The sequence below is a fragment of the Paenibacillus sp. JCM 9796 genome (genome assembly GCF_055379675.1).
The window spans coordinates 5,555,062-5,576,570 of record NZ_AP043723.1 but is presented as its reverse complement, the minus strand read 5'-3'; the positions used below and the strand labels follow the sequence as shown (position 1 = coordinate 5,576,570).

Genomic DNA, 21,509 nt, shown 5'->3' with positions numbered 1-21,509 from the left:
GTGAACCAAGATGAAACCCGCTCCATTCGAATACGTAGTAGCGAACAGTGTAAGCGACGCCATTCATGCCTTGCAAAAATACGGAGCAGATTCCTGCATTATTGCCGGAGGTCAGAGTCTTCTTCAAGAAATGAATATGCGTCAAGCCAAACCCTCATATATTGTAGATATTAATGGAATTACCGATTTGGACTATGTTCGGCTAACCTCCGATAGTTTGGCCATCGGAGCGCTGACTCGCCATCGCACGATTGAACGTTCCGAGCTTGTGGCATCACATTGCCCTATTTTACGGAAAGCCGTTGAGCATATCGCCCATTTTCAGATTCGCAGTCGCGGGACGATCGGCGGTAGCCTTGTGCAAAACGCCCCGGGTGCCGAATACGGAGTCGTTGCCCGTTTGCTCGACGCTCAGATGGTCATCGCAGGACCGCAAGGCGAACGCATCGTCCCGGCATCCGGCTTTTTTCAAAGCCATTTCACCACCATTGTCAAGCCGGATGAAGTGTTGACCGAAATCCGCTTCCCGCTTCTTTCGAGCCATACCGGCTATTCCTTCCTGGAAGTGACCCGGCGTCACGGCCATATCCCGATCGTGTCCGCAGCCGCCACGCTTGAACTGGACGAGAAGGAAACCGTTACCGATGTGCGGGTAGCTCTGGGGAATGTGAGCGGCGAAGGCGTGCCTTACCGTGTCCGGGCTGTGGAGAAATTACGCGGCTTAACGTTCAATCTTGAACGGGTTGAACAACTCCAGAAAGACATCGAAGCTGAAGTCAATCCGGATCTGGAAGCGGATAAAAAGGCGGCGTTTATCAAGCAGCTTTCCGGTATTCAAGGTCGGAGAGTATCGGAACTCGCCAGTGCCGAATACCGGAAAGAAGCGGCGGCCATTTTAAGCGTCAGAGCATTAAAGATCGCTTACGAACAATTGAAGGGAGCGAAGTAAATGGTTGAGGCGGTTACTACACAAAAAATCGATGTGACGGTCAATGGAGTCAAATACGAGCGGGAAGTCAATGTCCGCACTTTGCTGTCCGATTTTATTCGTCAGGAATTGGGGCTGACAGGCACCCATGTAGGATGCGAACAAGGGGTTTGCGGCGCTTGCACGATATTGCTGGATGGCGAGGCCGTCCGGTCTTGCTTGACTCTGGCCGTACAGGCAACCGGTCGATCGGTGACTACGATTGAAGGGTTGGGCTCGCCCGAACAGCTTCATCCTATTCAGGAGGCCTTCCGGGAGAAGCACGGGTTACAGTGCGGGTTCTGTACGCCCGGATTTGTAATCACCGTCTCCGCCTATCTTGCCGAGAATCCTAACCCTTCAGAACACGAGATTCGTGAAGCGATATCCGGAAATATATGCCGCTGCACCGGGTACCAGAACATCGTCGATTCCGTCATCGAAGCTGCGCAAAAAATGAAAACGGTCGAACCGGCAACCTAAACTGTATACCGGAAAGGTCGGGGCCTCCTTGGAGGCCTCTCTTTTCAAAACTATGAATGGAGACAAGGGTGATTCTACATATGGCATACACCAAGGTATGGGATCGTTTAAGCCGGCCGCTGCGTGACTTGAGAATTTCCGTTACCGACAAGTGCAATTTCCGTTGCCGCTACTGTATGCCTGAAGAGCTTTTTGGAACCGATTATAAGTTCCTTGACCGGAATCAACTTCTTAGTTTTCAGGAAATCATCCGATTGGTCCATCTATTTGCTGATCTAGGAGTAGAGAAAATTCGGATTACCGGCGGTGAACCGTTACTTAGACCGAATTTGCCTCAATTAATCCAGCACATGAACCAGGTTCAATCGATTCGGGACATCTCTCTGACGACTAACGGTTCGCTTCTGGCCAAATACGCAGGGGAGCTCAAAGAAGCTGGATTAAAAAGAATTACCGTAAGTCTCGATAGTCTCGATGACGAACGGTTTGGCCAAATGAACGGCAAAGGCTTTCGAGTAGGGCCTGTACTGCAAGGGATTGACGAAGCTGCGCGCGCGGGCCTTCAAATCAAAATTAACATGGTTGTACAAAATGGTATCAACGAGCAGGATATTTTGCCTATGGCCCGTTATTTCCGTGAAAAAGGACATATTGTACGATTTATCGAGTTTATGGATGTAGGAAACAGTAACGGCTGGAGATTGAATCACGTCGTGCCGAGTAAAAAAATAGTAGAGCTGATTCACCGTGAAATGCCGCTTGAACCTCTGGAGCCGAATTACGTTGGCGAAGTGGCGAGCAGGTATCGATACCTCGGATCGAACCAGGAGATTGGTTTTATTTCATCGGTTACGCAGACATTTTGCTCGACATGTACAAGGGCAAGACTTTCCGCCGAAGGGTCTTTGTATACGTGCTTGTTCGGTGCTCACGGTACGGATCTTCGTACGCTGCTGAGGGAAGGGGTAGATGATGACGGGATCAAAGAGCATATTATGACGGTATGGAAACATAGAGAAGACCGGTATTCAGAAGTGCGCCTGAGCAACACGCTGGAGTTGAACAAGAAAAAAGTTGAAATGTTTCACATAGGCGGTTAGGTTACCGGACGATTCCGGATTTCAAGTAAACATTGAATCCAGGCGGGAAGCAGCGGGGAGGGCACCGTATTGTCACAAATCGAAGAGTTCAAAAAGGTGTTTAAGCAGATCAGGCAGTCATGGGAACGCGGGGATCAGGCGGCGATGCTTATGATCATTACGGTTATCGGTTCCGCATATCGTAGGCCTGGAGCAAAAATGATGATGTCCATGGATGGCACCATGTGTGGGACTTTAAGCGGTGGATGCCTGGAAGGGGATCTGTTCGGTTGGGCCGAGAAAGCGATTCAGGAACAAGTTCCGCTAACGGTCAAGTATGACTTAACGGAAAATGAGCTGTGGGGTTTAGGCATTGGCTGCAAAGGGGCTCAAGAAATCTTGATCGTCCCGGTCGATCCTGCAGATTCGTTCTGGTCGCAGATTGATTATTGGATCCATCAAGAGGCACGAATTACGTACATCCTGGAGTGTACCGGGGAAACACGGGCTGCCTTTGTGGGTGAAGACACGGAATTTGGGGATGCAGCCTCGCTCCCGACTGCGGTACGCAAGCAAGCTATCCTGCATGCCGGAAGCAGAACTCGGGCTGAGGTGATGCATGTGGAAGGACGCCGTTTTGTTATTGATACGGTTCGTCCTAGCGAACGTCTGATCGTAACCGGCGCCGGACACGATGCCGTACCTGTAGTCGATCTGGCAAGTAAAGCCGGATTTGCCGTAACCGTATTGGACCCGCGAGAAAGCTTTAACAATATCAATCGCTTTCCCTCCGCGCAGCATGTCGTTATGGAACCTGATGCTGCCGATCCGTCCATGTTTCCGGATGGCTGGTGGGTCATTATGAATCATCATTTAAACCGAGACGAAGCATCCTTACGGCTTGCTTTACATAGTCGCCCGAAGTTCGTTGGCGTTCTGGGGCCTTTATCGCGAACGGAGCAAATGCTTGTCAATATAGGGTTGCCTATGTCAGAGGCTCCGATCTATTCCCCGGTCGGTTTGGACTTGGGCGCCGAAACCATTGATGAAGTGGCCGTTAGTATTGTGTCACAGCTCATGAGTCTCCGAAACAATCGCAATGCCGCACCGCTGCATGGAAGGGCAAAAATCCATGCTTAACCTGGGTGCCGTTATTCTTGCCGCCGGAATGTCCAGACGAATGGGTCAACCGAAGCTGCTGCTGTCTTTAAGCGGCAAACCTTTATTTCGTTATACGGTAGAAAAAGCGATTCGCGCTGGATTGGAGCCCATTGTACTCATTAGCGGCGAACATACGAGCTCATTTCAACAATCCATTCATGATTTAAAAAATGTAGAAATCTATTCGAACGAACTCTATTCCCAAGGCATGTCGACTTCGTTGCGAATGGGAATTGAAGTTGTATCCGATCGGACTCAGGCGTCGATGATTTTTTTGGCGGATCAACCCCTGGTCCCGGATATCGTGGTGAAAGAGCTGCTTGAAACTTACAAGCGACATCGAAGCGAAGGGGTTCGTATAGTTAGGCCTCAATACAAGGGCATAGACGGACACCCGATTGTATTTGATGCCGAGCTATATCCGCAATTTCAACATTTGCAAGGCGATGAAGGGGGGAGATCCATCATAAAGTCCCATTCAAAATCGTTAAAAACGGTTCACTTTGAACAATCCGTCTGGGGATTTGATATCGATACTCAGGAAGATCTGAATCAAATATACAGTATGAACCCGGATTTAACCTGAGCACCGTTCAAGGAGGTTTTTCCAATTGAGCACGAATGCTTTTGTAAGAGAAATTAAAGTTGAAGATGCAATTGGAATGGTGCTTGCTCATGATCTCACCCAAATTATACCGGGAAAATTCAAGGGGCGTTTATTTAAGAAAGGTCACGTCATCAGGGAGACCGACATTCCCCATTTATTGAATATTGGAAAAGGCCACATTTATACATTAGATATACCTGAAGAGTACGCGCATGAGGATGAGGCAGCCCAGCAGATGGCAGATGCGATAGCGGGGGAAAACGTCTATGCCGTGGGACCTTCAGAAGGGAAAATGACGTTTAAGAGCGAGATACAAGGTCTTATTAAGATCAACCCAAAAGCTGTTCATGAAATTAATGAACTGCAGGGCATAGCTCTTTCGACTTTGTTCACGAATCGACCCGTTGAGCAGAATCAGCACCTCGGCGGGATTCGACCCATTCCTCTTATGATCGAGAAGCGTATAGTCAGAGAAGTAGAGTCGATTTGTCGAAAATACGCCTATGTTGCAAAAGTGATTCCTTTCCGTTCGTTAAAGGTTGGCGTAGTCACTACGGGCAGCGAAGTTTATGAAGGACGAATTGAAGACAAATTTGGGCCCGTGGTCAAACAGAAAGTTGAACACTTCGGTTCGGAAATCGTGGAACAATGCTTTGCCCCCGATCAATCTGAGGAAATAGAGAAAAAAATAACCTATTTTCTTAATCAAGGCGTTGATCTGATCTTAGTAACAGGGGGAATGTCCGTCGACCCCGACGACAGGACCCCGTTGGCCATTAAAAATATAGGGGCGGATATTGTCCGTTATGGAACCCCTATGCTGCCAGGCTCGATGCTGCTTGTTTCCTACTACGATCAAATTCCTATACTAGGATTGCCTGGCTGTGTGATGCATGATCCCTATACATCATTCGACGTTTTTCTACCCCGAATCCTGGCTGGAGATAAAATTACAATCCAGGATATGACCACACTTGGCTATGGCGGGTTTCATGCCTGTTAACGATTCCATTCGTTGTCGGGTACATCTATTATGCTGCGGAAACGCAAGAGCCGTTAAGGAGTGAATTTCAAGTGAGCGAATCGGTATCGTGCCCGGATCACGTTGATGTCTTGGTGATCGGCGCCGGCCCCGGCGGTTACGTTGCAGCCATCAGGGCCTCGCAATTAGGAAGAAGCGTCGCTGTCGTAGACGAGAACGAACCCGGCGGGGTTTGTCTGCACAGCGGCTGCATTCCTTCAAAGGCGCTAATTTCAGCAGCAAAAACGTATGAGTTATTTGTGAATTCAAAGCATAACAAGATGGGGATCGCAGCCCAGTCCGTTTCCATCGATTATGCTCAAGTCCAGCAATGGAAGCATGGAATCATTCAGAAGCTGAAAAACGGCGTCGAAGGTTTATTAAGCGGCAACCAAGTTACCTATGTGAAAGGCCGGGCGCAATTCAAGAGCGGGAATGAAGTTCGGATCGATGACGGCAACCGCTCGAAAATTGTCAAGTTTGAACACTGCATTGTTGCCGCAGGGTCCCGACCGGTGGAGCTCCAGGGGTTTGCGTTCGGCAATCGGATTGTTTCTTCGAAGGAAATCCTTCAGCTGAAAGAGATTCCTCAAAGCTTGGCGATCATCGGCGCCGGATATATTGGCGTTGAATTGGGCCAAACGTTTGCAAAGTTTGGTACGAAAGTGACATTGCTGGAATATGCTCCGCATATTTTGCCTACTTTTGAGTCCGAACTTGCTTCTATCGTCGAGAAGAAAATGAAGAAGAACGGGATGCAAATCATTACCGGCGCAAGCGCCAAGGCGGCGTATGAGGCGGAAGACGGCGTGACACTTACTTATACGCATTCGGGAGAAGAGAAGAAGATGGATGCGGACTACCTCTTTGTGGCCGTTGGCAGAAAGCCGAATACCGATCCATTGAGCCTGGAAGCCGCGGATGTGCAGGTTGATCAGAAAGGCTTCATTGACGTGGACCGCCAAGGCAGGACGTCCAATCCACGCATATTCGCAATCGGAGATGTGGTGAAGGGACCTGCACTTGCGCACAAAGCTTCATATGAGGGCAAAGTGGCGGCGGAGGCTATTGCCGGTCATCCAAGTGCAGTTGATTACAAGGCTATCCCTTCCGTCATTTTTTCCGATCCGGAAATCGCAACAATCGGTCTGTCGGAGAAGGAAGCCGCCATGCAAAATTACAAAGTGAAGACAGGCAAGTTTTCCTACGCTGCCAACGGCAGAGCGCTTTCTTTGCATGCAGGGGAGGGCTTCGTGAAAGTTATCGCAGAAGCAAACACGGGTTTTATCATTGGAGCGCAAATTGTAGGAATCGAGGCTGCCAATCTGATTGCAGAAATCGGCTTGGCCATTGAAATGGGCAGTACGCTGGAGGATATAGCTGCAACCATTCATGCTCATCCGTCGTTGGGTGAAATCGTGATGGAAGCCTCAGAAGCAGGTATGGGCAAGGGCGTGCATGCCTTGTGACGAAGCGGAAGACGTTTGCGGTACATAGCAAATCAGAAAATGTAAAAGGCGAGGTGCATCAGATGGAAAATCGTTTGAAACAATTTTATCGGACCATGCTGCTGATTCGTCGCTTTGAAGAACAAGCGATCGAATTGTACAAGGAAGGTTTGGTTGGCGGGTCGTACCATCCCTACATCGGACAAGAGGCGATTGCGGTCGGGGTATGCAGTGCTCTGAGACAAGACGACTACCTGACCAACACCTATCGGGGACGCGGCCAGCACATAGCCAAAGGCTCCGATCCCAAGCTGCTCTTGGCCGAAGTACTTGGAAGAGCAACGGGATATTGCAAAGGAAAGGGCGGTCCGATGCACATTACCGATGTGCAGAACGGTATCCTGGGCGCCAACGGTATTGTTGGAGGCGGTGCCCCTATTGGTGTCGGAGCCGCATTAACGGCCAAGATGACGGGAACCGATCGCGTAAGCGTTACTTTTTTCGGAGACGGCGCCATCAATCAAGGCGTTGTCTACGAGGCGATGAACCTGGCTGCCATCTGGGATCTTCCTGTCGTGTTTGTTTGTGAGAATAACCTGTATTCCGAAATGACGCCGATTCAATTTTCGTTGAAGAACAAGGATCTGATCGATCGCGCGGAAGGGGTTCGCATCCCTGGAATTATAGTTGACGGCAATGATGTTGAAGCTGTTTTCAACGTCACAACCGAGGCTGTAGAACGTGCGCGCAGGGGAGAAGGACCTACATTTATTGAAGCCAAAACTTACAGACTTAACGGGCATATGTACGGCGATTCGGAAACTTACCGTTCCAAGGAAGAGGTGGCGGCTTGGTGGGAGAAGGAGCCTATCAAGCGCCTTGGCGCAAAATTGGTGGCTAGCGGAGAAGCCAGTGCGGACGAGTTGGAGGCTATCAATCATGAGGTCTTGCAAGAAATAGCGAGGGCGGCCGAATTTGCACGGCAAAGTCCGGAACCCGGGTTCGAGGAAATCTTCACCGACGTAATCTAGAAACGGTAGAGAGGATGTTACAACACAATGACCAGAGAATTAACGATGGTGCAGGCGTTAAATGAAGCCTTGCGTGAAGAAATGGCAAGAGATCAGCGGGTTTTTATCATGGGAGAGGACATTGGCGACTACGGCGGAGTGTTCAAGGTAACTTGGGGATTATTGGACCAATTCGGAAGGGAGCGGGTCCGGGATACGCCAATCTCTGAAGCCGGTTTTATCGGGGCCGGTCTGGGCGCTGCAATGACCGGATTGATCCCGGTTATCGAGATCATGTGGGTCGATTTCACGGCCGTTGCGATGGACCAGATCATTAACCAGGTCGCCAAAATGAAGTACATGTCCGGCGGACAAACAAACGTTCCACTGGTCATTCGAACGCAAGGCGGGGGCGGTCGCGGTAACGGCGCTCAACATTCTCAATCGTTGGAAACGTTCTTTGCTCACATCCCCGGATTGAAAGTCGTTCTCCCTTCCACCCCTTACGATGCGAAAGGATTGCTGAAATCGGCCATTCGCGAGAATAGCCCGGTTGTCTTTATCGAGAATAAAATGCAGTACACGAAAAAGGGCCATGTGCCGGAAGAAGAGTATTTGATTCCGCTCGGCCAAGCAGATGTGAAGCGGGAGGGAAAGGATGTAACCTTGATCAGTATTTCTCAAATGGTCGACTTCTCCTTGCGCGCAGCGGAACAGCTGGCCAAGGAAGATGTTTCCGTCGAAGTGATCGATTTACGGACGCTGAGTCCATTGGATATGGAAACTGTACTGGCCTCCGTAAAGAAAACGATGCATGCCGTTATCGTGCATGAATCGACTCGTTCCTTCGGTTGGGGCGCTGAGCTTGCAGCCCGAATACAAGAAGAAGCCTTCGACTATTTGGATGCGCCGGTCGGACGCGTAGCTACCGAAGATGTGCCGATTCCATTTAACAGAACGTTAGAGAAAGAAACGCTTCCGCAGGTCTCGGACATTGTCTCTGCCGTTAAATCACAACTTTACCGCAATCAGCCTGTAAACTAACCGGGCGCTTTGAAGCGGAAGCAGAAGGTTCGTACATTAGGAATCGGAGGAGATTTAACATGCCCTATATTGAACTGAAATTGGTGGAAGGCCGGGATTTGGAAACGAAAAGAAAGCTGGTTGCCGGAATCACGAAGGCTTGCTGCGAAGCATTATCTGTCACGCCGGATTATGTGCGCGTGGAATTGATCGAGCTTAAGGCTGACTTGTTCAGCATAGCCGGGGAATTAGTTTACGATACAAGGAGAAAAAACGAAAGCGGAGGTAACGATCAATGAATGTTGTTCGGTTGCCGAAAATGGGGCTGACGATGGAAGAGGGCATCGTTCAACGTTTTTTAGTAAAACCGGGACAGCTTTACAGCAAAGGCGACGTTGTAGCAGAAATCGAAACGGATAAAGCGGTCCTGGAAGTTGAGATGCCGCAGGACGGTGTCATCGAGGAGCTGCTCGTTCTGGAAGGGGACACGGTTGAAGTCGGGGCCCCGCTTCTAAGGCTGAAAAGCGAACAGAAGACCCCGGAAGCGAGCGTCCGCGAAGCGGCTTCTCCTACGGAACGGCCGCAGCCGAACACGGAATGCGCGAAGGATGCAGTCGCAGCTGCTTCGCCGGATGCGGAGCTGCCTCTTAACCAGGACCGCAGGATCATCGCGATTTCCCCATCTGCCCGCAGAAGAGCCAGAGAGCTCGGAATCGACTACACCACGCTTCAAGGAACGGGGCCGAACGGAAGGATTCTGTATGCGGACGTAGAGGAGGCCGCACAACAGATACCGCTCGCACCCAAGGAAAGCAGGGAAGCATCAAGGAACAACGCGGGGGCGACGTCTGCCAGGAACACCGGAGTACATCAAGGGAAGTCGAAAATTGTTGAGTTATCCAGAATGAGACGAATCATCGCCAGGCGCATGGTGGAGAGCGTCACTACGATTCCTCAATTCTATGTGAAACGAAAAGTCGATCTTACCCAGCTGCTGGCCGTGAAAAATACAATACAGCCGCACATTTACCGCTCGAGAAACATAAAAATTTCGGTTAACGATTTTTTAATTCGTGCTGTTGCGGAGACTTTACGTGAATTTCCGCAGTTGAATGCGTCGTTCGTAGGGGCGCCCGACCAAGCGGATAGCCATATTGTGGAGTACGAGGAGATCCATATCGGCCTGGCTGTCGCCGCGCCGAATGGGCTCGTCGTGCCGGTCATCCATCATGCCGACGAGCTTTCCGTTATGGAAATCGCCGGAGTGCGTGAACGGCTTGTTTCCGCTGCCCGAGCCGGAACGCTTAAAGGGGATGACATGCAGCGAGGCACATTCACGATTTCCAATTTGGGGGCCATGGACGTTGAAGAGTTCAGCGCAATCGTCAATCCGCCGGAAGCCGGCATACTTGCAGTCGGAACGACTGTCGAAGAGATCGTCGTCATCAATGGTCAGTTCGAGATTCGCCCCATGTTGACCCTAGTCGGCTCTTTCGACCATCGCGTCATTGACGGTTTGGCGGCTGCAGCGTTTATGAAGAAATTAGTCGAGAAGCTGCAATCGGATGATTGGCAATTGCTATAGCTGCATCGGTAAGGTTGCAACTGAATATGGAATTAAGGGGCAGTCCTTCCTGAACATCGGAAGGCTGCCCCTTCGTTTATCAGGTCAACCGAAGTTTATCGATCAGCTAATTATCCGGATTTCAACTCACCCTAACGAATTAACGTTGACTGTGTAAATGAAGCGATGATATAATTCAGAACATACAGACTATTCTTACAACTAACGATTGATTTTTCATTTTGAAAGGAGAGGAGAAATGTCTCAAACCGTTAGTGAAACACTGGCTTCGTTCGTCCATCGTCTGCGTTTTGAGGAAATCCCGGTTGAAGTTGTGCAAAAAGCCAAAACCTGCCTCATCCACGGAATTGGTGTTGGTCTCGCTGGTTACGACACGGATTTCCCGCGAATTGCTGCGGAAATCGCCGGCGTGAACGGCAGAGGCGCACATGAAGCGACTTTATTGTACAACGGCTCCAAATGTACGGTTATGGAAGCCGCTTTTGCAAACGCTGTCATGCTTCACAGCCGCGTTCAGGAGGACACGCATAATACGGCACACTTGGGTACAATCGTCATTCCGGTTGTATTGGCGTTGGGAGAATCAAGGGGGGCCAGCGGAAAAGAAATCCTGACAGCGCTAATAGCGGGCTATGAAGTTGGAGGTGCCCTTAGCAGGCACTACACTTCCCAATCTACACCGCGAGGATTTAGGGCGAGCTCGGTTTATGGCATCTTGGGAGCGTCTGCCGCGGCGGCAAAGCTTCTTCACTTAACGGAAGAACAGACCGCTCATGCTTTAGGCTTTGCAGCAAGCTTTGCTTTCGGAACATTGGAAGCGTTTGCAGCCGGGACTATGGAATGGAGGTTTGAGAATGGGGTGGCAGCCAAAAACGGAATATTATGCGCTTTATTGGCTCAAAGCGGCGCTGTTGCCACCAAATTGGCTTTCGAAGGAAATGCGGGCTTTTTACATGCTTTTGCTGGAAATCATAAAGATCCGTTAAAATGTGTACAGCATTTAGGCAAGGTGTATGAAATCTTAAATGTGACCTTCAAGTTGTATCCGGTTTGTGCCTTCAATCAATCTCCTGTGATCAACGCTCTTGAGATGAAAAAGGAATTTGATATCCAGGTGGAACAGATTCAAAGCATCGTAATCGAAATGAACGATTATGAAGCCAATTATCCGGGAATGAGTTCCAAAGGTCCTTTTCAAAATATCAGTCAGACGTTGATGAGTGCCCCTTATTGCGTCTCGTCCTCTTTGATGGACGGTGAAATGACGCTAGCAAACCTCAAAAGATTCGATCATGAAACGTTAAATCAGTTAATCGACAAAACGATCATGATTCCTGAAAAAACGGTGAATCCTCTATGCAATAAAATCACGGTTGAACTCAAAAATGGCCAAAAATTGGTGAGAGAAATGAGTATTACGCAGGACTTTTATAATTTCGAGACTGAAAGAGATATTGAAATGATTCGCGATCTCAGGAAAGAGATGCAGATTTCTTCGGAACAATTGGAGCAGTTAATCCATGAACTGCTTTCTCTCGAGAACAAGCCCAATCTATCGACCCTTATGCCCAATACGACAGCAGTCAGCTAAAATATTTATTTAATGTCATTAAAATACCGTCCGGTCGGTTTTTTGATGGCAATTCTTTAACGAATAAAAATACCATCTGGTCAGTATGTTATGATCAGATTACAAAATTTGAAAGGGTGAGCGTGTGTATGGGAAGTTCGAAGCTTGACTTGATCTGCTCTGTCGACATTGGCGGAACATTTACGGATTCCGTGCTTGTTACAAGTGATGGGACGGTTGTTGAAGGAAAAGCCCTGACCACCTACCATGATAAATTCAACTCCGGTTTTTTTAACAGCATTGAATCCGCAGGCGAGAAACTTGGTTTAAGCCCGGCTGAACTTTATCGAAATATCAGCATGATTTCACATGGCTCTACTGTGGCAACCAATACGGTGGTGGAGAATAATGGCTCACGTGTAGGCTTACTGACAACCTATGGTTTCGAGGATACGATCAACATGATGCGCGGATTGGGACGTGTGACGGGAGAGCCGTCGGAAAATATATTGAAGGTGACAGAGACGGCCAAGCCAAAACCTCTGGTACCCAAGGAACTCATCATTGGGGTTACCGAGCGAATCGATTCGCAGGGCGAAGTGATTGTACCGCTAATTGAAAGTCAGGTAAGGGAAGCCGCCCGTAAGCTGTTGGATCAAAACGTGGATGCCATCGCGATTTCATTCCTTTGGTCGTTTAAAAATCCGCAACATGAACAGCGGGTCAAGGAAATTATTCACGAAATGGACGATTCCGTCTTCGTTACTTGCGGACACGAGGTGACAAAAACTTTAGGAGAATACGAACGGACGGTGGCGGCGGTCATCAATGCTTATGTCGGGCCGGTTACTTCCAGGTATTTGGAGGAAATCAGCGGGAGTCTTCAAACGAAAGGCGTCAAAGCTCCTCTGCTGATCATGCAGTGTCACGGGGGGATGATCCCGCTCGAACGAAGCAAGCAGCTGCCTGTTCAAACAATCGGTTCGGGTCCTGTCGGCGGAATCATGGGCTGCGTAAAGATCATGAAGGAGTTAGATATTCATAATCTTATCGGTACCGATATGGGCGGCACCAGCTTCGATATCGGGATTATCCGGGACGGACAGCCGCTTTCCGCCGAAAAAACGGTTTTAGAGAAGTATCAATATAACGTGCCCAATGTTGAAATCATTTCTATTGGTGCCGGTGGCGGAAGTATCGCGTGGATTGATCCCTACAGCAAGGCCATGCGGGTAGGGCCGAAAAGCGCAAAAGCAAACCCTGGTCCCGCGTGTTACCGGTTGGGAGGCACAGAACCGACGGTAACCGATGCCGACCTGCTGTTAGGGTATATTGATCCGGAAGCGGTGTTTGGATTCGGAAAGGGTCGCGGACTTAAACCAAGCGTGGAGCTGGCGGAAAAAGCCATGGGTAAAATTGCCGAACAGCTTGGCATTTCCATTATTGAGGCTGCAATGGGGACGGTGGAGATTGTCAATGCGAAAATGGCGAATCTGATTGAGAACGAGGTTATCGGAAGAGGCTTTGACCCACGGGATTTTGCAGTAGTCGCATACGGGGGAGCAGGTCCTATCCATGCTGCGGCTTATGCGCGTGATTTGGGTATCAAAATGATTATTGTTCCCGGTGAAACTTCCTCGGTTTGGTCAGCATTTGGTATATCCTCAAGCGATATCCGCTATGAACTTGAAGGAGAAGTTGGGCTTCTCTCGCCTTTTTCGCCGCAAAGTCTCGAAACGCCATTCCTTGAACTGGAAAAGAAAGGAGCGGAGATTGTCGCAACAGAAATCGGTGAAGATACGCCCATTCACTTTTCACGCTATGCGAAAATACGCTATCAATGGCAGCGGCATGAGTTGGAAATCAAGGTTCCGACGGGAAAATTGGACGAAGCTAAGCTGACAGAGCTGCTTACTGAATTTTCGCGTCAGTATGAGGAACGATACGGATCGGCCGCACTCCTGCCTGAAGCAAGGATTGAAATTGTTTCTGTCCGCTGCGAACCGATGGTAGAGGTGCGTAAGTTTGACAGAAAAGTGGACTTACATAGCAGCAAATCTCCAAGCGATCATGCCAGGAAGCCAAGCCGTAAAGTATACTTTAGCCGTCATCGTCCGCCTGTAGATGCCGATATTTACAATGGAAGTTTACTGACAAGCGGGAATGTGGTGGCAGGACCGGCCGTCATTGATTTGCACGGGACCTCTATCGTGGTGAACGAAAATCAAACCGTTACCAAAACGGATCATGGCGACTACATGATTCGGATCAATTCCAATTTGGAGGAGGAATAACCATGAAATCACTGCAGGAGCAGGAGCAGCATCGTAAGTTTTGGGACGGCGTTCAGCGGGCGTACATCCCGATCGACCCCTTACAAGTCCCCCCTTCGGTAAGCCTTCACAGCGAATATGAGGAAGAGATTGATCCGATTACGTATGAAGTGGTTCGTCATAATCTTTGGAATGTCAATCTGGAACAAGGCAAGATTGTGGAAAATTTGGCGGTATCCCCGATCACACTGGAAACAAGGGATTTCCAAACCGCCATTTTTACCGAGGATGCGGAAATTCTTTTTTTCGGCCCTTATCTTCAATATTTCGGTGGTATGCTGGATGTCATGATCAAGTATGTCATTGAGAAACGGGGAGAAGAACCGGGCATTCATGACGGCGATGTGTTTCTGCAAAACGATCCATGGGTCGGCACAGCACATCAACCGGATGTAGGTATATTTGCTCCTGTGTTTTGGGAAGGCCAGATCTTCTGCTGGGTTGCAAACTGCCTGCACCAAAATGACGTAGGAGGAACGACTCCGGGAAGCTTTTGTCCGAACGCTCAAGACATATATTTTGACCCGCCGGTATTTCCGCCAGTCAGGATTGTGAAAGAAGGGAAGCTGGATATTGAAATTGAAGCGGCCTTCAGACGGCAATCTCGTACTCCGGTTAATGTAGCGTTGGACTTGCGGGCAGCAATCGCCGCTTGTCATGCGTCACGTGCAAGAATCCTGGGTCTGATTAAAAAGTATGGATCCAAGACCGTGAAGGGCGTCATGAAAAAGGTGCTGAATACAAGTGAAAAGGCGCTGCTTGATCGTCTTTCGACCATACCGGACGGAACGTGGAAAGAGCGTGCCTATCAGGAAGTGGCGGTTACAGGTGATCGCGGTGTGTACCGGATCGAACTGTCGATTACGAAGAAGGGCAACACGTTGACGGTTAAAAATGAAGGAACAGACGGGCAAGCCGGTGCGATTAATCTGCCGTTTGCCGCTTGGCGAGGAGCCATTCTCTCGGCTTTTAACGTGATCTTATTGGCCGACCAAATGGGGGCAGGCGGAGGAGGAGCGGCCCGGCACTGCGAGTTTATTCCTACCCCTGGCACCATGACTTGTCCTGACTATGGAGTCGCGGTAAGCCCGGCGGGCATTTACGCAACGGAGCTTGGGGTAGCGATGGCGAACTCGGTTGTGTCCAAAATGCTGCTATCGTCCAGCGATCCGGATCTTCATAAACTGGCTTTGAGTACCACGAACGGCCAGTGGCAAATCCAAATTCATGCAGGAACCAACCAGCGCGGAGAGTATTATGTCGGACCGATGCTGGATACGATGATCGGCAGCAGCGGGGCCACTCCATACCGTGACGGTTCATTCGCAGACGGACAGTGGTGGATTCCTGAAGGTCAAGGGCCCAATGTTGAAGGCTATGAACGCGATTGGCCGATTTTATATCTCTACCGCAAGGAACATCAGGATTCGGCCGGAGCAGGAAAATTTCGCGGTGGCAATGGCGGTATCCTCGCCTACATGCCGCACAAAGGCCAGGTCGGTCTAGGCGTATATACCGCCGAGGGCATTCCCAAAACCTCCGGCATATTGGGAGGATCGCCGGGTACCCGTGGCGAGACGGTATTAATAAAATCGTCAAATATTAAGGAAATTCTTCAATCGGGCCGCCTCATTGACAATGTGGATGAACTCTCTGGCGAGCGGCCTTCGTTAACGGGGAAAGGACCTGCCCTGGCACTCGGCGACTCGGATGTTCTGGAATGGAACTGGGGCTCCTGCGCCGGTTATGGTGACCCTTTGCTTCGCGATCCTGAGCGTGTGCGGCAGGATGTGCTGGCCGGTACTACGTCCGTCTCTTTTGCCGAAACGGTATATGGCGTTATTTTCACCGAGGAGATGACGGTCGATGAGAGAAGCACGGAGCAGCGTCGGCTGCAAAACCGGAGGAAGCGCCTCGAAGACGCAGGAGCTCCTGTCTCCACCCATTTGGAGTTCAAGCTTCAGGAATTTCGTGTTCCGCAAGGCATGCTGACATTAGGCGATAACTTTTGGTTCAACAAAACAAATGGCACGACAGAAATTTGCTGCTCCCATTGCGGGGAAGTGCTCGCAACCGGCGATCAGAATTACAAGTCCCGTGTCCCGGTTCGCAAAAGCGATGTGGGGAAGGTCGGCATAAAAAGCGTCGATTTAAAACGTTTCGTCGATGCGCATGTGTTGTATCATGAATACTTCTGCCCGACCTGCGCTACGGTTCTCTCGACGGAAGTTGTTCGAGAGGGAGATGAACCTCTACACGAATTTTTACTAAGTTAATACACCTGATCCCCATCCTCCCGGCAAGGTTACACTTGCCGGGAAGGATATAGTTGCAAGCAGATCCACCAACATACCACCTGGATGGTATGTTGGTGGTACAGTGTTGTGCGCCACCATGCAGCATGATCCGGTCTTATTCATTTTTTTGTAAAATGGGGGGAATCGCGAAATGAAGAAGAGTACGAACACATGGAGAACGTTGTCGAGTCTGTTGGTTGCGTCCGCGATGTTAATCGTTGCCGCATGTGCCAATTCAACCGCTGTTGAACCGCAAAAAAGCGCATCCGACGGGGCAAAATCCGGCGGAGCAAGTGGAGGTACAATCAAAATCGGAATGACTTCCGCATTGACGGGACCTTATAACGAATATGGGGAGGGAAATAAACGGGGGGTCGAATTGGCCATTGAAAAGTGGAACCAGCAAGGCGGGATTCATGGGAAAAAGATCGAACTCATCGCGTTGGACGATCAGCTTGTTCCCGATAAGGCGGCGAACAATATGCAGCAGCTTCTTGACGATAAAAGCATTGTCGCGATCATCGGCCCTGCCGGGAGCGGTCCGGCATTAGCTACAGTACCTTTAACGGAAGTTTACGGAATCATTCAAATTAACCCCGTGGCCCAGACTACCGACGTTACGTATCCTAACGGTGTAAATAACCCGCCGAGAAAAACGGTATTTTCCTTCGCGCTGCAAAACGATGTGGAAACGGATGTGCTCGCTACATTCGCGGGTGAGCAGTGGAAAAAGATCGGCCTCATTCACGAAAGTACGGCATACGGCAAATCCGGGATGGAATTGGTAGAGAAAATATTGAAGGAGAAATACAACATCGTTCCGGTCGGACGTGAACAATACAACCAGAAAGCGCCGGATATGACGGCCCAATTGGCCAAGCTGAAAAAGGAGGGAGCGGAGGTCATCGTCTGCGTCGGTTTAGGCGCCGATCTGGCCAACATTCGTAAGGGAATGAGCCGTCTGGACATGAATGTACCTCTCGTTGCGACGAATGGCGCCCTTTCCAATCCGTATAAAGAAGGCGCGGGCGATCTGGTCGTCGGCACGATCGGTACGATGATCAAAGCGTTCGGCGAGAACCCGTTGTCCGCACCGGCCAAGGAATTTGCCGACGCCTATATGAAAAAATACGGGAAAGACCGGTATTGGGGAGATCGAGATACGCCCCAGCTGTTCATGTCTTTGAACGTCACCAATGCCTACGATGGAGCCATTGTGCTGTTTGAAGCGATTAAAAAAGCCGACAGCACGAAAACGCCCGATATTATCGCGGCTTTGGAATCCATGAAAGACTACCAAGGGGTAAACGCCAATTATACGTTTAGCGGCAAGAAGCATCACGCCATCGGCACTGACGGTCTTGGATTGTTCCAGTATGTGAAAAATGGAGACAACATCCAATTGGTCCCTTATAAGAAATAAAATGCCGGGGGGCGACGTTTGGCGGTTTACCCTCCGCATCTATCTTCGAGGAGGAAACAGGATGGGGAATATTCAATTTTTGCTTGAATTAATATTTGCCGGAGTCTGTGTAGGATCCGTTTATTCCCTCGTAGCTCATGGGTTTAACATGACATTTTGGTCCAGCAAGGTTCTCAACTTCGGTCATGGGCCGTTTATTATGTTCTGTTCCATGCTCATTCTATCATTTCTTAATATGGGAATTTCCTGGGCAGTCGCCATTGTGTTTGGACTCATTTGCATTTCATTGCTGGGAATTATACTGGAGAGGGTTTCGATTCGTCCCTTAATCAAATATCCTTCCAGTATGGGATGGGTCGTGTCCACGCTCGGTACCGGACTGTTTTTACAGGCGCTGGCATCGAAAATATGGGGATCGCAAGCGATAGCGTATCCTGCATTTCTGTTCACAAGCACGGACTACGTTCCGCTGCTCAGCGTAAAGTTGTCCTCCCAATACTTGCTCGTCTTATTCGCTGCGCTATTTATCATGCTGTTCATGGAAATGGTCATGCACAAGACGATATGGGGGAAAGCAATGAAAGCGGTCTCTTACGATCCGACATTAGCCCGCATTATGGGAATAAAATCGAAGCTCGTCATTACGTATTCCTTTATTTTGAGCGCGATTTTGGCTGGCATCGCCGGTTTCCTGATCGCACCGATTTACGGGACGGTCAGCCCTGACTTCGGGATGAACATTATGGTGCTTGGCTTTGTCGCGACCGTACTTGGCGGGGTGGGAAGTTCGAAAGGCGCTTTAATAGGCGGCATACTGGTCGGCGTTATTGAAAAACTGGTTGGGGGGTATCTGTCCAGTTCCGCAGAGCACGGGGTTGCCTTTGCTATTTTGATCCTCATTCTCGCGATAAAGCCCGAAGGCTTGTTCGGGTCCAGGGCGGTGCTGAAAGTATGACGACGATGAGCATGAAGAAAGGCGTTCAGCCCGTATTGACGATGATCCTTGTTCTGCTGGTTGCCGCAGCTCCATTGTTTATGTCACCTTCTAATGTGCAGCTGTTTATTTTTTGGGGAATCAATATTTTGTTAGCGCAAAGCATTAACCTGCTGAGCGGTCTCGGCGGTCAAATCTCTCTCGGCCATGCGGCGTTTTATGCGATAGGTGCTTATGTTTCCGCCATCTTCATGGTGCGTTTCGGTTTTCCATTATATGTTACGATTTTACTGTCGGCTGCTGTAAACGCATTGGTAGGATTTCTTGTTTCATTTCCGGCCGGAAGAGTCAGAGAATTTTACTTGGCGATGATGACCTTGGGCTTCGGCTTCGTGATCGAGGAGATCATCAAAGAATGGTCCAGCGTCACCGGTGGGGTCATGGGATTAAGCGGAATCCCTTCACCCAAGCTGGGCACCATGCTTTTGTTCGGCATCAAATTGAATTTGATCCACTATTATTGGATCGTATTTCTGGTTGTCGCGTTGATTGTGTGGATGCTGCGGAATTTCGTCCAGTCGTACTACGGCCGTTCCTTTCTGGCTATTCACCGCAGCGAGCTCTCCGCATCCAGTATCGGCATCTCTCCGGGCCGGGTCAAGCAGCTCGCCTATACGATGAGCGCTTGCCTGGCGGGTATTGCCGGTGCGCTGTATGCGCATCTGATGGCTTACATCGGGGCGAATTCTTTCGGCATGATGCAATCGATTGAAATTCTTGTTATGGGCATACTTGGCGGATTCGGAACCATTATCGGTCCCATTCTCGGCGCTGGATTTTTGACTTTTATTGCAAACAAGCTGCAATTTATTAAAGATTATCAGCTGATGATTTATTCGCTTCTTCTCGTCATTTCCTTTCTGTTTATCCCCAGAGGCTTTGCCGGCTTATTGGGAATCCGTACGGCACTTAGCAAGGAAAAACGTCTCCAAAAGGTAAAGCCGATTTCTGAGGTTAAGCCTCTGCGCATTCCCGGGAGGGAGGCACGCACGCTTTCCTACAGCCCTCATCACAAAAAGTTAAAGGTGGAAGGCGTGATCAAGGATTTTGGCGGACTTCGCGCGCTGCAGCATGTGAGCCTGGAGCTGGGGCAAGGTACCATTCTGGGCTTGGTAGGTCCTAACGGTTCGGGGAAAAGCACATTGGTCAACGTGATCAGCGGCGTTTACCCGGTGACTGAAGGCAAAATCAGTTTCGGCAAGGCAGAAATCACCAATATGCCTACGCATGCCATTGCCGGTCAGGGCATTATTCGAACCTTTCAGGACCCGCACAATGTCGGCAATATGACGGTCAAGGAAAATCTGCTGTTAGGCAGACATCAAAAATACCAATCCGGCATTGTGTCCTGCGTTCTCAATTTGAAAAGCTCTCTGCTTGAAGAACAGGAGATGCTGGTCAAAGTTCATGAAATGATGGAGCTCTGTTCACTCGCACAGTACTCGGAAGAATTGGTCGAAAATTTACCGTACGGCGTACAGCGAATGGTAGAAGTGGCAAGAGCGATTCTGGCTGAACCTGAATTGCTGCTCCTGGATGAGCCGGCAGCGGGATTGTCCGAGCATGAAATGCAGGAATTAAGCAAGCTTATCCGGTATGTCAAGACGCTAGGGATCTCGGTCATCCTCATTGATCATCATATGGAATTTCTAATGGGTCTTATCGATGAGGTGATCGTATTGGATTCCGGTAAAATAATCTATTCGGGCGATGCGCAGGGCATGCAAACGAATCAGCAGGTGATTGAAGCCTATTTGGGGGTTGCGAATCATGCTTAACGTGCGGAATGTACATGTCAGTTATGGTCCAATCAAAGCCTTGAAAGGGGTTTCCCTTGACATTCGAAGCAAGGGGATCACCGCCATCATTGGCGCGAACGGTTCGGGGAAAACGACCCTGCTTAATTTCATCAGCGGGTTGGTAACGCCCGAGGAGGGCGACCTGCTGTTTGAAGGAATCTCCATTGCAGCATGGCCTACGGAAGCCCGGGTCAAACAAGGCATCGCTCACGTAATGGAGGGGCGCCGTTTATTCAAGGACCAAACGGTCCACGATAATTTGCGGCTGGCCGCACATTTTCGTACACCCAGGCTTGAGAAGAAAACGATAGCTAACAAGATTGAGCAGGTGTTTCAGCGATTTCCGATTCTGGAAAGCAAGAAGCATCAGCTGGCCGGCACGCTCAGCGGGGGACAGCAGCAGCTGTTGATTATATCGGCGGCTTTGCTTTCGGCTCCTAAATTGCTTCTGCTCGACGAGCCGTCTCTGGGTTTGGCTCCGGTTATTATCGACGAGGTATATGCATTTTTGCAAGAGCTTAATCAGGCGGGAATGACTATATTTATTTCGGAACAGATGGCGGCTCTCGCGCTGCGCATCGCCGACTATGGCTATGTGCTGGATCGCGGCGCAATCGTGAAAAGCGGGGACAGCGCTTATTTGAAAGATTTGCTCGCTTCCGACGATCTTTCGTCCATCTATTTGGGTAAAGGTAACCATTAGAGGAGT

Annotated in this window: 18 protein-coding genes; all 18 read left to right on the top strand. The window is 49.7% G+C overall.

Going from position 1 to position 21,509, the window contains the following annotated elements; translation table 11 throughout:
- Positions 1-10 precede the first annotated feature (10 nt).
- The 18 genes from ACZ439_RS26670 (at position 11) to ACZ439_RS26585 (ending at position 21,503) form a co-directional block, all read left to right on the top strand.
- The gene (locus tag ACZ439_RS26670) at positions 11-949 is read left to right on the top strand and encodes an FAD binding domain-containing protein (RefSeq protein WP_127605950.1); all 939 of its coding nucleotides are present in this window, start codon (positions 11-13) and stop codon (positions 947-949) included.
- Complete coding sequence (locus ACZ439_RS26665; protein WP_464620432.1) at positions 950-1,450, top strand: (2Fe-2S)-binding protein; 501 nt, start codon at positions 950-952, stop codon at positions 1,448-1,450.
- 80 nt (positions 1,451-1,530) lie between these two features.
- Positions 1,531-2,550, top strand: coding sequence for a GTP 3',8-cyclase MoaA (gene moaA, locus ACZ439_RS26660; RefSeq protein ID WP_464620431.1), 1,020 nt, complete (start codon positions 1,531-1,533; stop codon positions 2,548-2,550).
- A gap of 69 nt (positions 2,551-2,619) precedes the next feature.
- A complete protein-coding gene (locus ACZ439_RS26655) occupies positions 2,620-3,669 on the top strand; it encodes an XdhC family protein (protein ID WP_464620430.1) in 1,050 nt (349 codons plus the stop codon).
- Complete coding sequence (locus ACZ439_RS26650) at positions 3,662-4,276, top strand: nucleotidyltransferase family protein (protein WP_164751742.1); 615 nt, start codon at positions 3,662-3,664, stop codon at positions 4,274-4,276. The genes ACZ439_RS26655 and ACZ439_RS26650 overlap by 8 nt, the downstream gene beginning before the upstream one ends.
- Before the next feature lie 25 nt (positions 4,277-4,301).
- Positions 4,302-5,300 (top strand): molybdopterin-binding protein, encoded by a 999-nt coding sequence (locus ACZ439_RS26645; protein ID WP_372812861.1) that lies wholly within the window; start codon positions 4,302-4,304, stop codon positions 5,298-5,300.
- A 71-nt stretch (positions 5,301-5,371) separates the two neighbouring features.
- Positions 5,372-6,787 carry a dihydrolipoyl dehydrogenase gene (gene lpdA / locus ACZ439_RS26640; RefSeq protein ID WP_054798965.1) on the top strand — a complete coding sequence of 472 codons (1,416 nt, stop codon included), beginning with the start codon at positions 5,372-5,374 and terminating at the stop codon, positions 6,785-6,787.
- A 62-nt stretch (positions 6,788-6,849) separates the two neighbouring features.
- Entirely contained in the window at positions 6,850-7,797 is a 948-nt protein-coding gene (locus ACZ439_RS26635; RefSeq protein WP_464620429.1) for a thiamine pyrophosphate-dependent dehydrogenase E1 component subunit alpha, read from the top strand.
- A 27-nt stretch (positions 7,798-7,824) separates the two neighbouring features.
- Positions 7,825-8,820, top strand: coding sequence for an alpha-ketoacid dehydrogenase subunit beta (locus tag ACZ439_RS26630; RefSeq protein ID WP_054795482.1), 996 nt, complete (start codon positions 7,825-7,827; stop codon positions 8,818-8,820).
- 59 nt (positions 8,821-8,879) lie between these two features.
- Positions 8,880-9,098 (top strand): tautomerase family protein, encoded by a 219-nt coding sequence (locus ACZ439_RS26625; protein ID WP_054798966.1) that lies wholly within the window; start codon positions 8,880-8,882, stop codon positions 9,096-9,098.
- Complete coding sequence (locus ACZ439_RS26620) at positions 9,095-10,384, top strand: dihydrolipoamide acetyltransferase family protein (protein ID WP_464620428.1); 1,290 nt, start codon at positions 9,095-9,097, stop codon at positions 10,382-10,384. The genes ACZ439_RS26625 and ACZ439_RS26620 overlap by 4 nt, the downstream gene beginning before the upstream one ends.
- Before the next feature lie 238 nt (positions 10,385-10,622).
- Positions 10,623-11,975, top strand: coding sequence for an MmgE/PrpD family protein (locus ACZ439_RS26615; protein WP_464620427.1), 1,353 nt, complete (start codon positions 10,623-10,625; stop codon positions 11,973-11,975).
- A 128-nt stretch (positions 11,976-12,103) separates the two neighbouring features.
- Positions 12,104-14,248, top strand: a complete 2,145-nt coding sequence (locus ACZ439_RS26610; protein WP_464620426.1) for a hydantoinase/oxoprolinase family protein — start codon at positions 12,104-12,106, stop codon at positions 14,246-14,248.
- 2 nt (positions 14,249-14,250) lie between these two features.
- Positions 14,251-16,563, top strand: a complete 2,313-nt coding sequence (locus tag ACZ439_RS26605; RefSeq protein ID WP_155614031.1) for a hydantoinase B/oxoprolinase family protein — start codon at positions 14,251-14,253, stop codon at positions 16,561-16,563.
- Positions 16,564-16,735: 172 nt separating this feature from the next.
- Positions 16,736-18,007, top strand: coding sequence for an ABC transporter substrate-binding protein (locus ACZ439_RS26600; protein ID WP_464620425.1), 1,272 nt, complete (start codon positions 16,736-16,738; stop codon positions 18,005-18,007).
- Between the two features lie 61 nt (positions 18,008-18,068).
- Complete coding sequence (locus ACZ439_RS26595; RefSeq protein WP_201318629.1) at positions 18,069-18,962, top strand: branched-chain amino acid ABC transporter permease; 894 nt, start codon at positions 18,069-18,071, stop codon at positions 18,960-18,962.
- Positions 18,959-20,779: a branched-chain amino acid ABC transporter ATP-binding protein/permease gene (locus ACZ439_RS26590; RefSeq protein WP_464620424.1), complete on the top strand. Its 1,821-nt coding sequence runs from the start codon at positions 18,959-18,961 to the stop codon at positions 20,777-20,779. Before ACZ439_RS26595 ends, ACZ439_RS26590 begins: the two co-directional genes overlap by 4 nt.
- Positions 20,772-21,503 carry an ABC transporter ATP-binding protein gene (locus tag ACZ439_RS26585; RefSeq protein ID WP_054795496.1) on the top strand — a complete coding sequence of 244 codons (732 nt, stop codon included), beginning with the start codon at positions 20,772-20,774 and terminating at the stop codon, positions 21,501-21,503. Before ACZ439_RS26590 ends, ACZ439_RS26585 begins: the two co-directional genes overlap by 8 nt.
- The last annotated feature ends 6 nt before the right edge of the window (positions 21,504-21,509 follow it).

Bases quoted from the DNA above. Each gene is read 5' to 3' on its own strand.
- ACZ439_RS26670 (WP_127605950.1), top strand. From the start codon at position 11: ATGAAACCCGCTCCATTCGAATACGTAGTAGCGAACAGTGTAAGCGAC.
- ACZ439_RS26665 (WP_464620432.1), top strand. From the start codon at position 950: ATGGTTGAGGCGGTTACTACACAAAAAATCGATGTGACGGTCAATGGA.
- moaA (WP_464620431.1), top strand. From the start codon at position 1,531: ATGGCATACACCAAGGTATGGGATCGTTTAAGCCGGCCGCTGCGTGAC.
- ACZ439_RS26650 (WP_164751742.1), top strand. From the start codon at position 3,662: ATGCTTAACCTGGGTGCCGTTATTCTTGCCGCCGGAATGTCCAGACGA.
- ACZ439_RS26635 (WP_464620429.1), top strand. From the start codon at position 6,850: ATGGAAAATCGTTTGAAACAATTTTATCGGACCATGCTGCTGATTCGT.
- ACZ439_RS26630 (WP_054795482.1), top strand. From the start codon at position 7,825: ATGACCAGAGAATTAACGATGGTGCAGGCGTTAAATGAAGCCTTGCGT.
- ACZ439_RS26625 (WP_054798966.1), top strand. From the start codon at position 8,880: ATGCCCTATATTGAACTGAAATTGGTGGAAGGCCGGGATTTGGAAACG.
- ACZ439_RS26620 (WP_464620428.1), top strand. From the start codon at position 9,095: ATGAATGTTGTTCGGTTGCCGAAAATGGGGCTGACGATGGAAGAGGGC.
- ACZ439_RS26615 (WP_464620427.1), top strand. From the start codon at position 10,623: ATGTCTCAAACCGTTAGTGAAACACTGGCTTCGTTCGTCCATCGTCTG.
- ACZ439_RS26610 (WP_464620426.1), top strand. From the start codon at position 12,104: ATGGGAAGTTCGAAGCTTGACTTGATCTGCTCTGTCGACATTGGCGGA.
- ACZ439_RS26605 (WP_155614031.1), top strand. From the start codon at position 14,251: ATGAAATCACTGCAGGAGCAGGAGCAGCATCGTAAGTTTTGGGACGGC.
- ACZ439_RS26600 (WP_464620425.1), top strand. From the start codon at position 16,736: ATGAAGAAGAGTACGAACACATGGAGAACGTTGTCGAGTCTGTTGGTT.
- ACZ439_RS26595 (WP_201318629.1), top strand. From the start codon at position 18,069: ATGGGGAATATTCAATTTTTGCTTGAATTAATATTTGCCGGAGTCTGT.
- ACZ439_RS26590 (WP_464620424.1), top strand. From the start codon at position 18,959: ATGACGACGATGAGCATGAAGAAAGGCGTTCAGCCCGTATTGACGATG.
- ACZ439_RS26585 (WP_054795496.1), top strand. From the start codon at position 20,772: ATGCTTAACGTGCGGAATGTACATGTCAGTTATGGTCCAATCAAAGCC.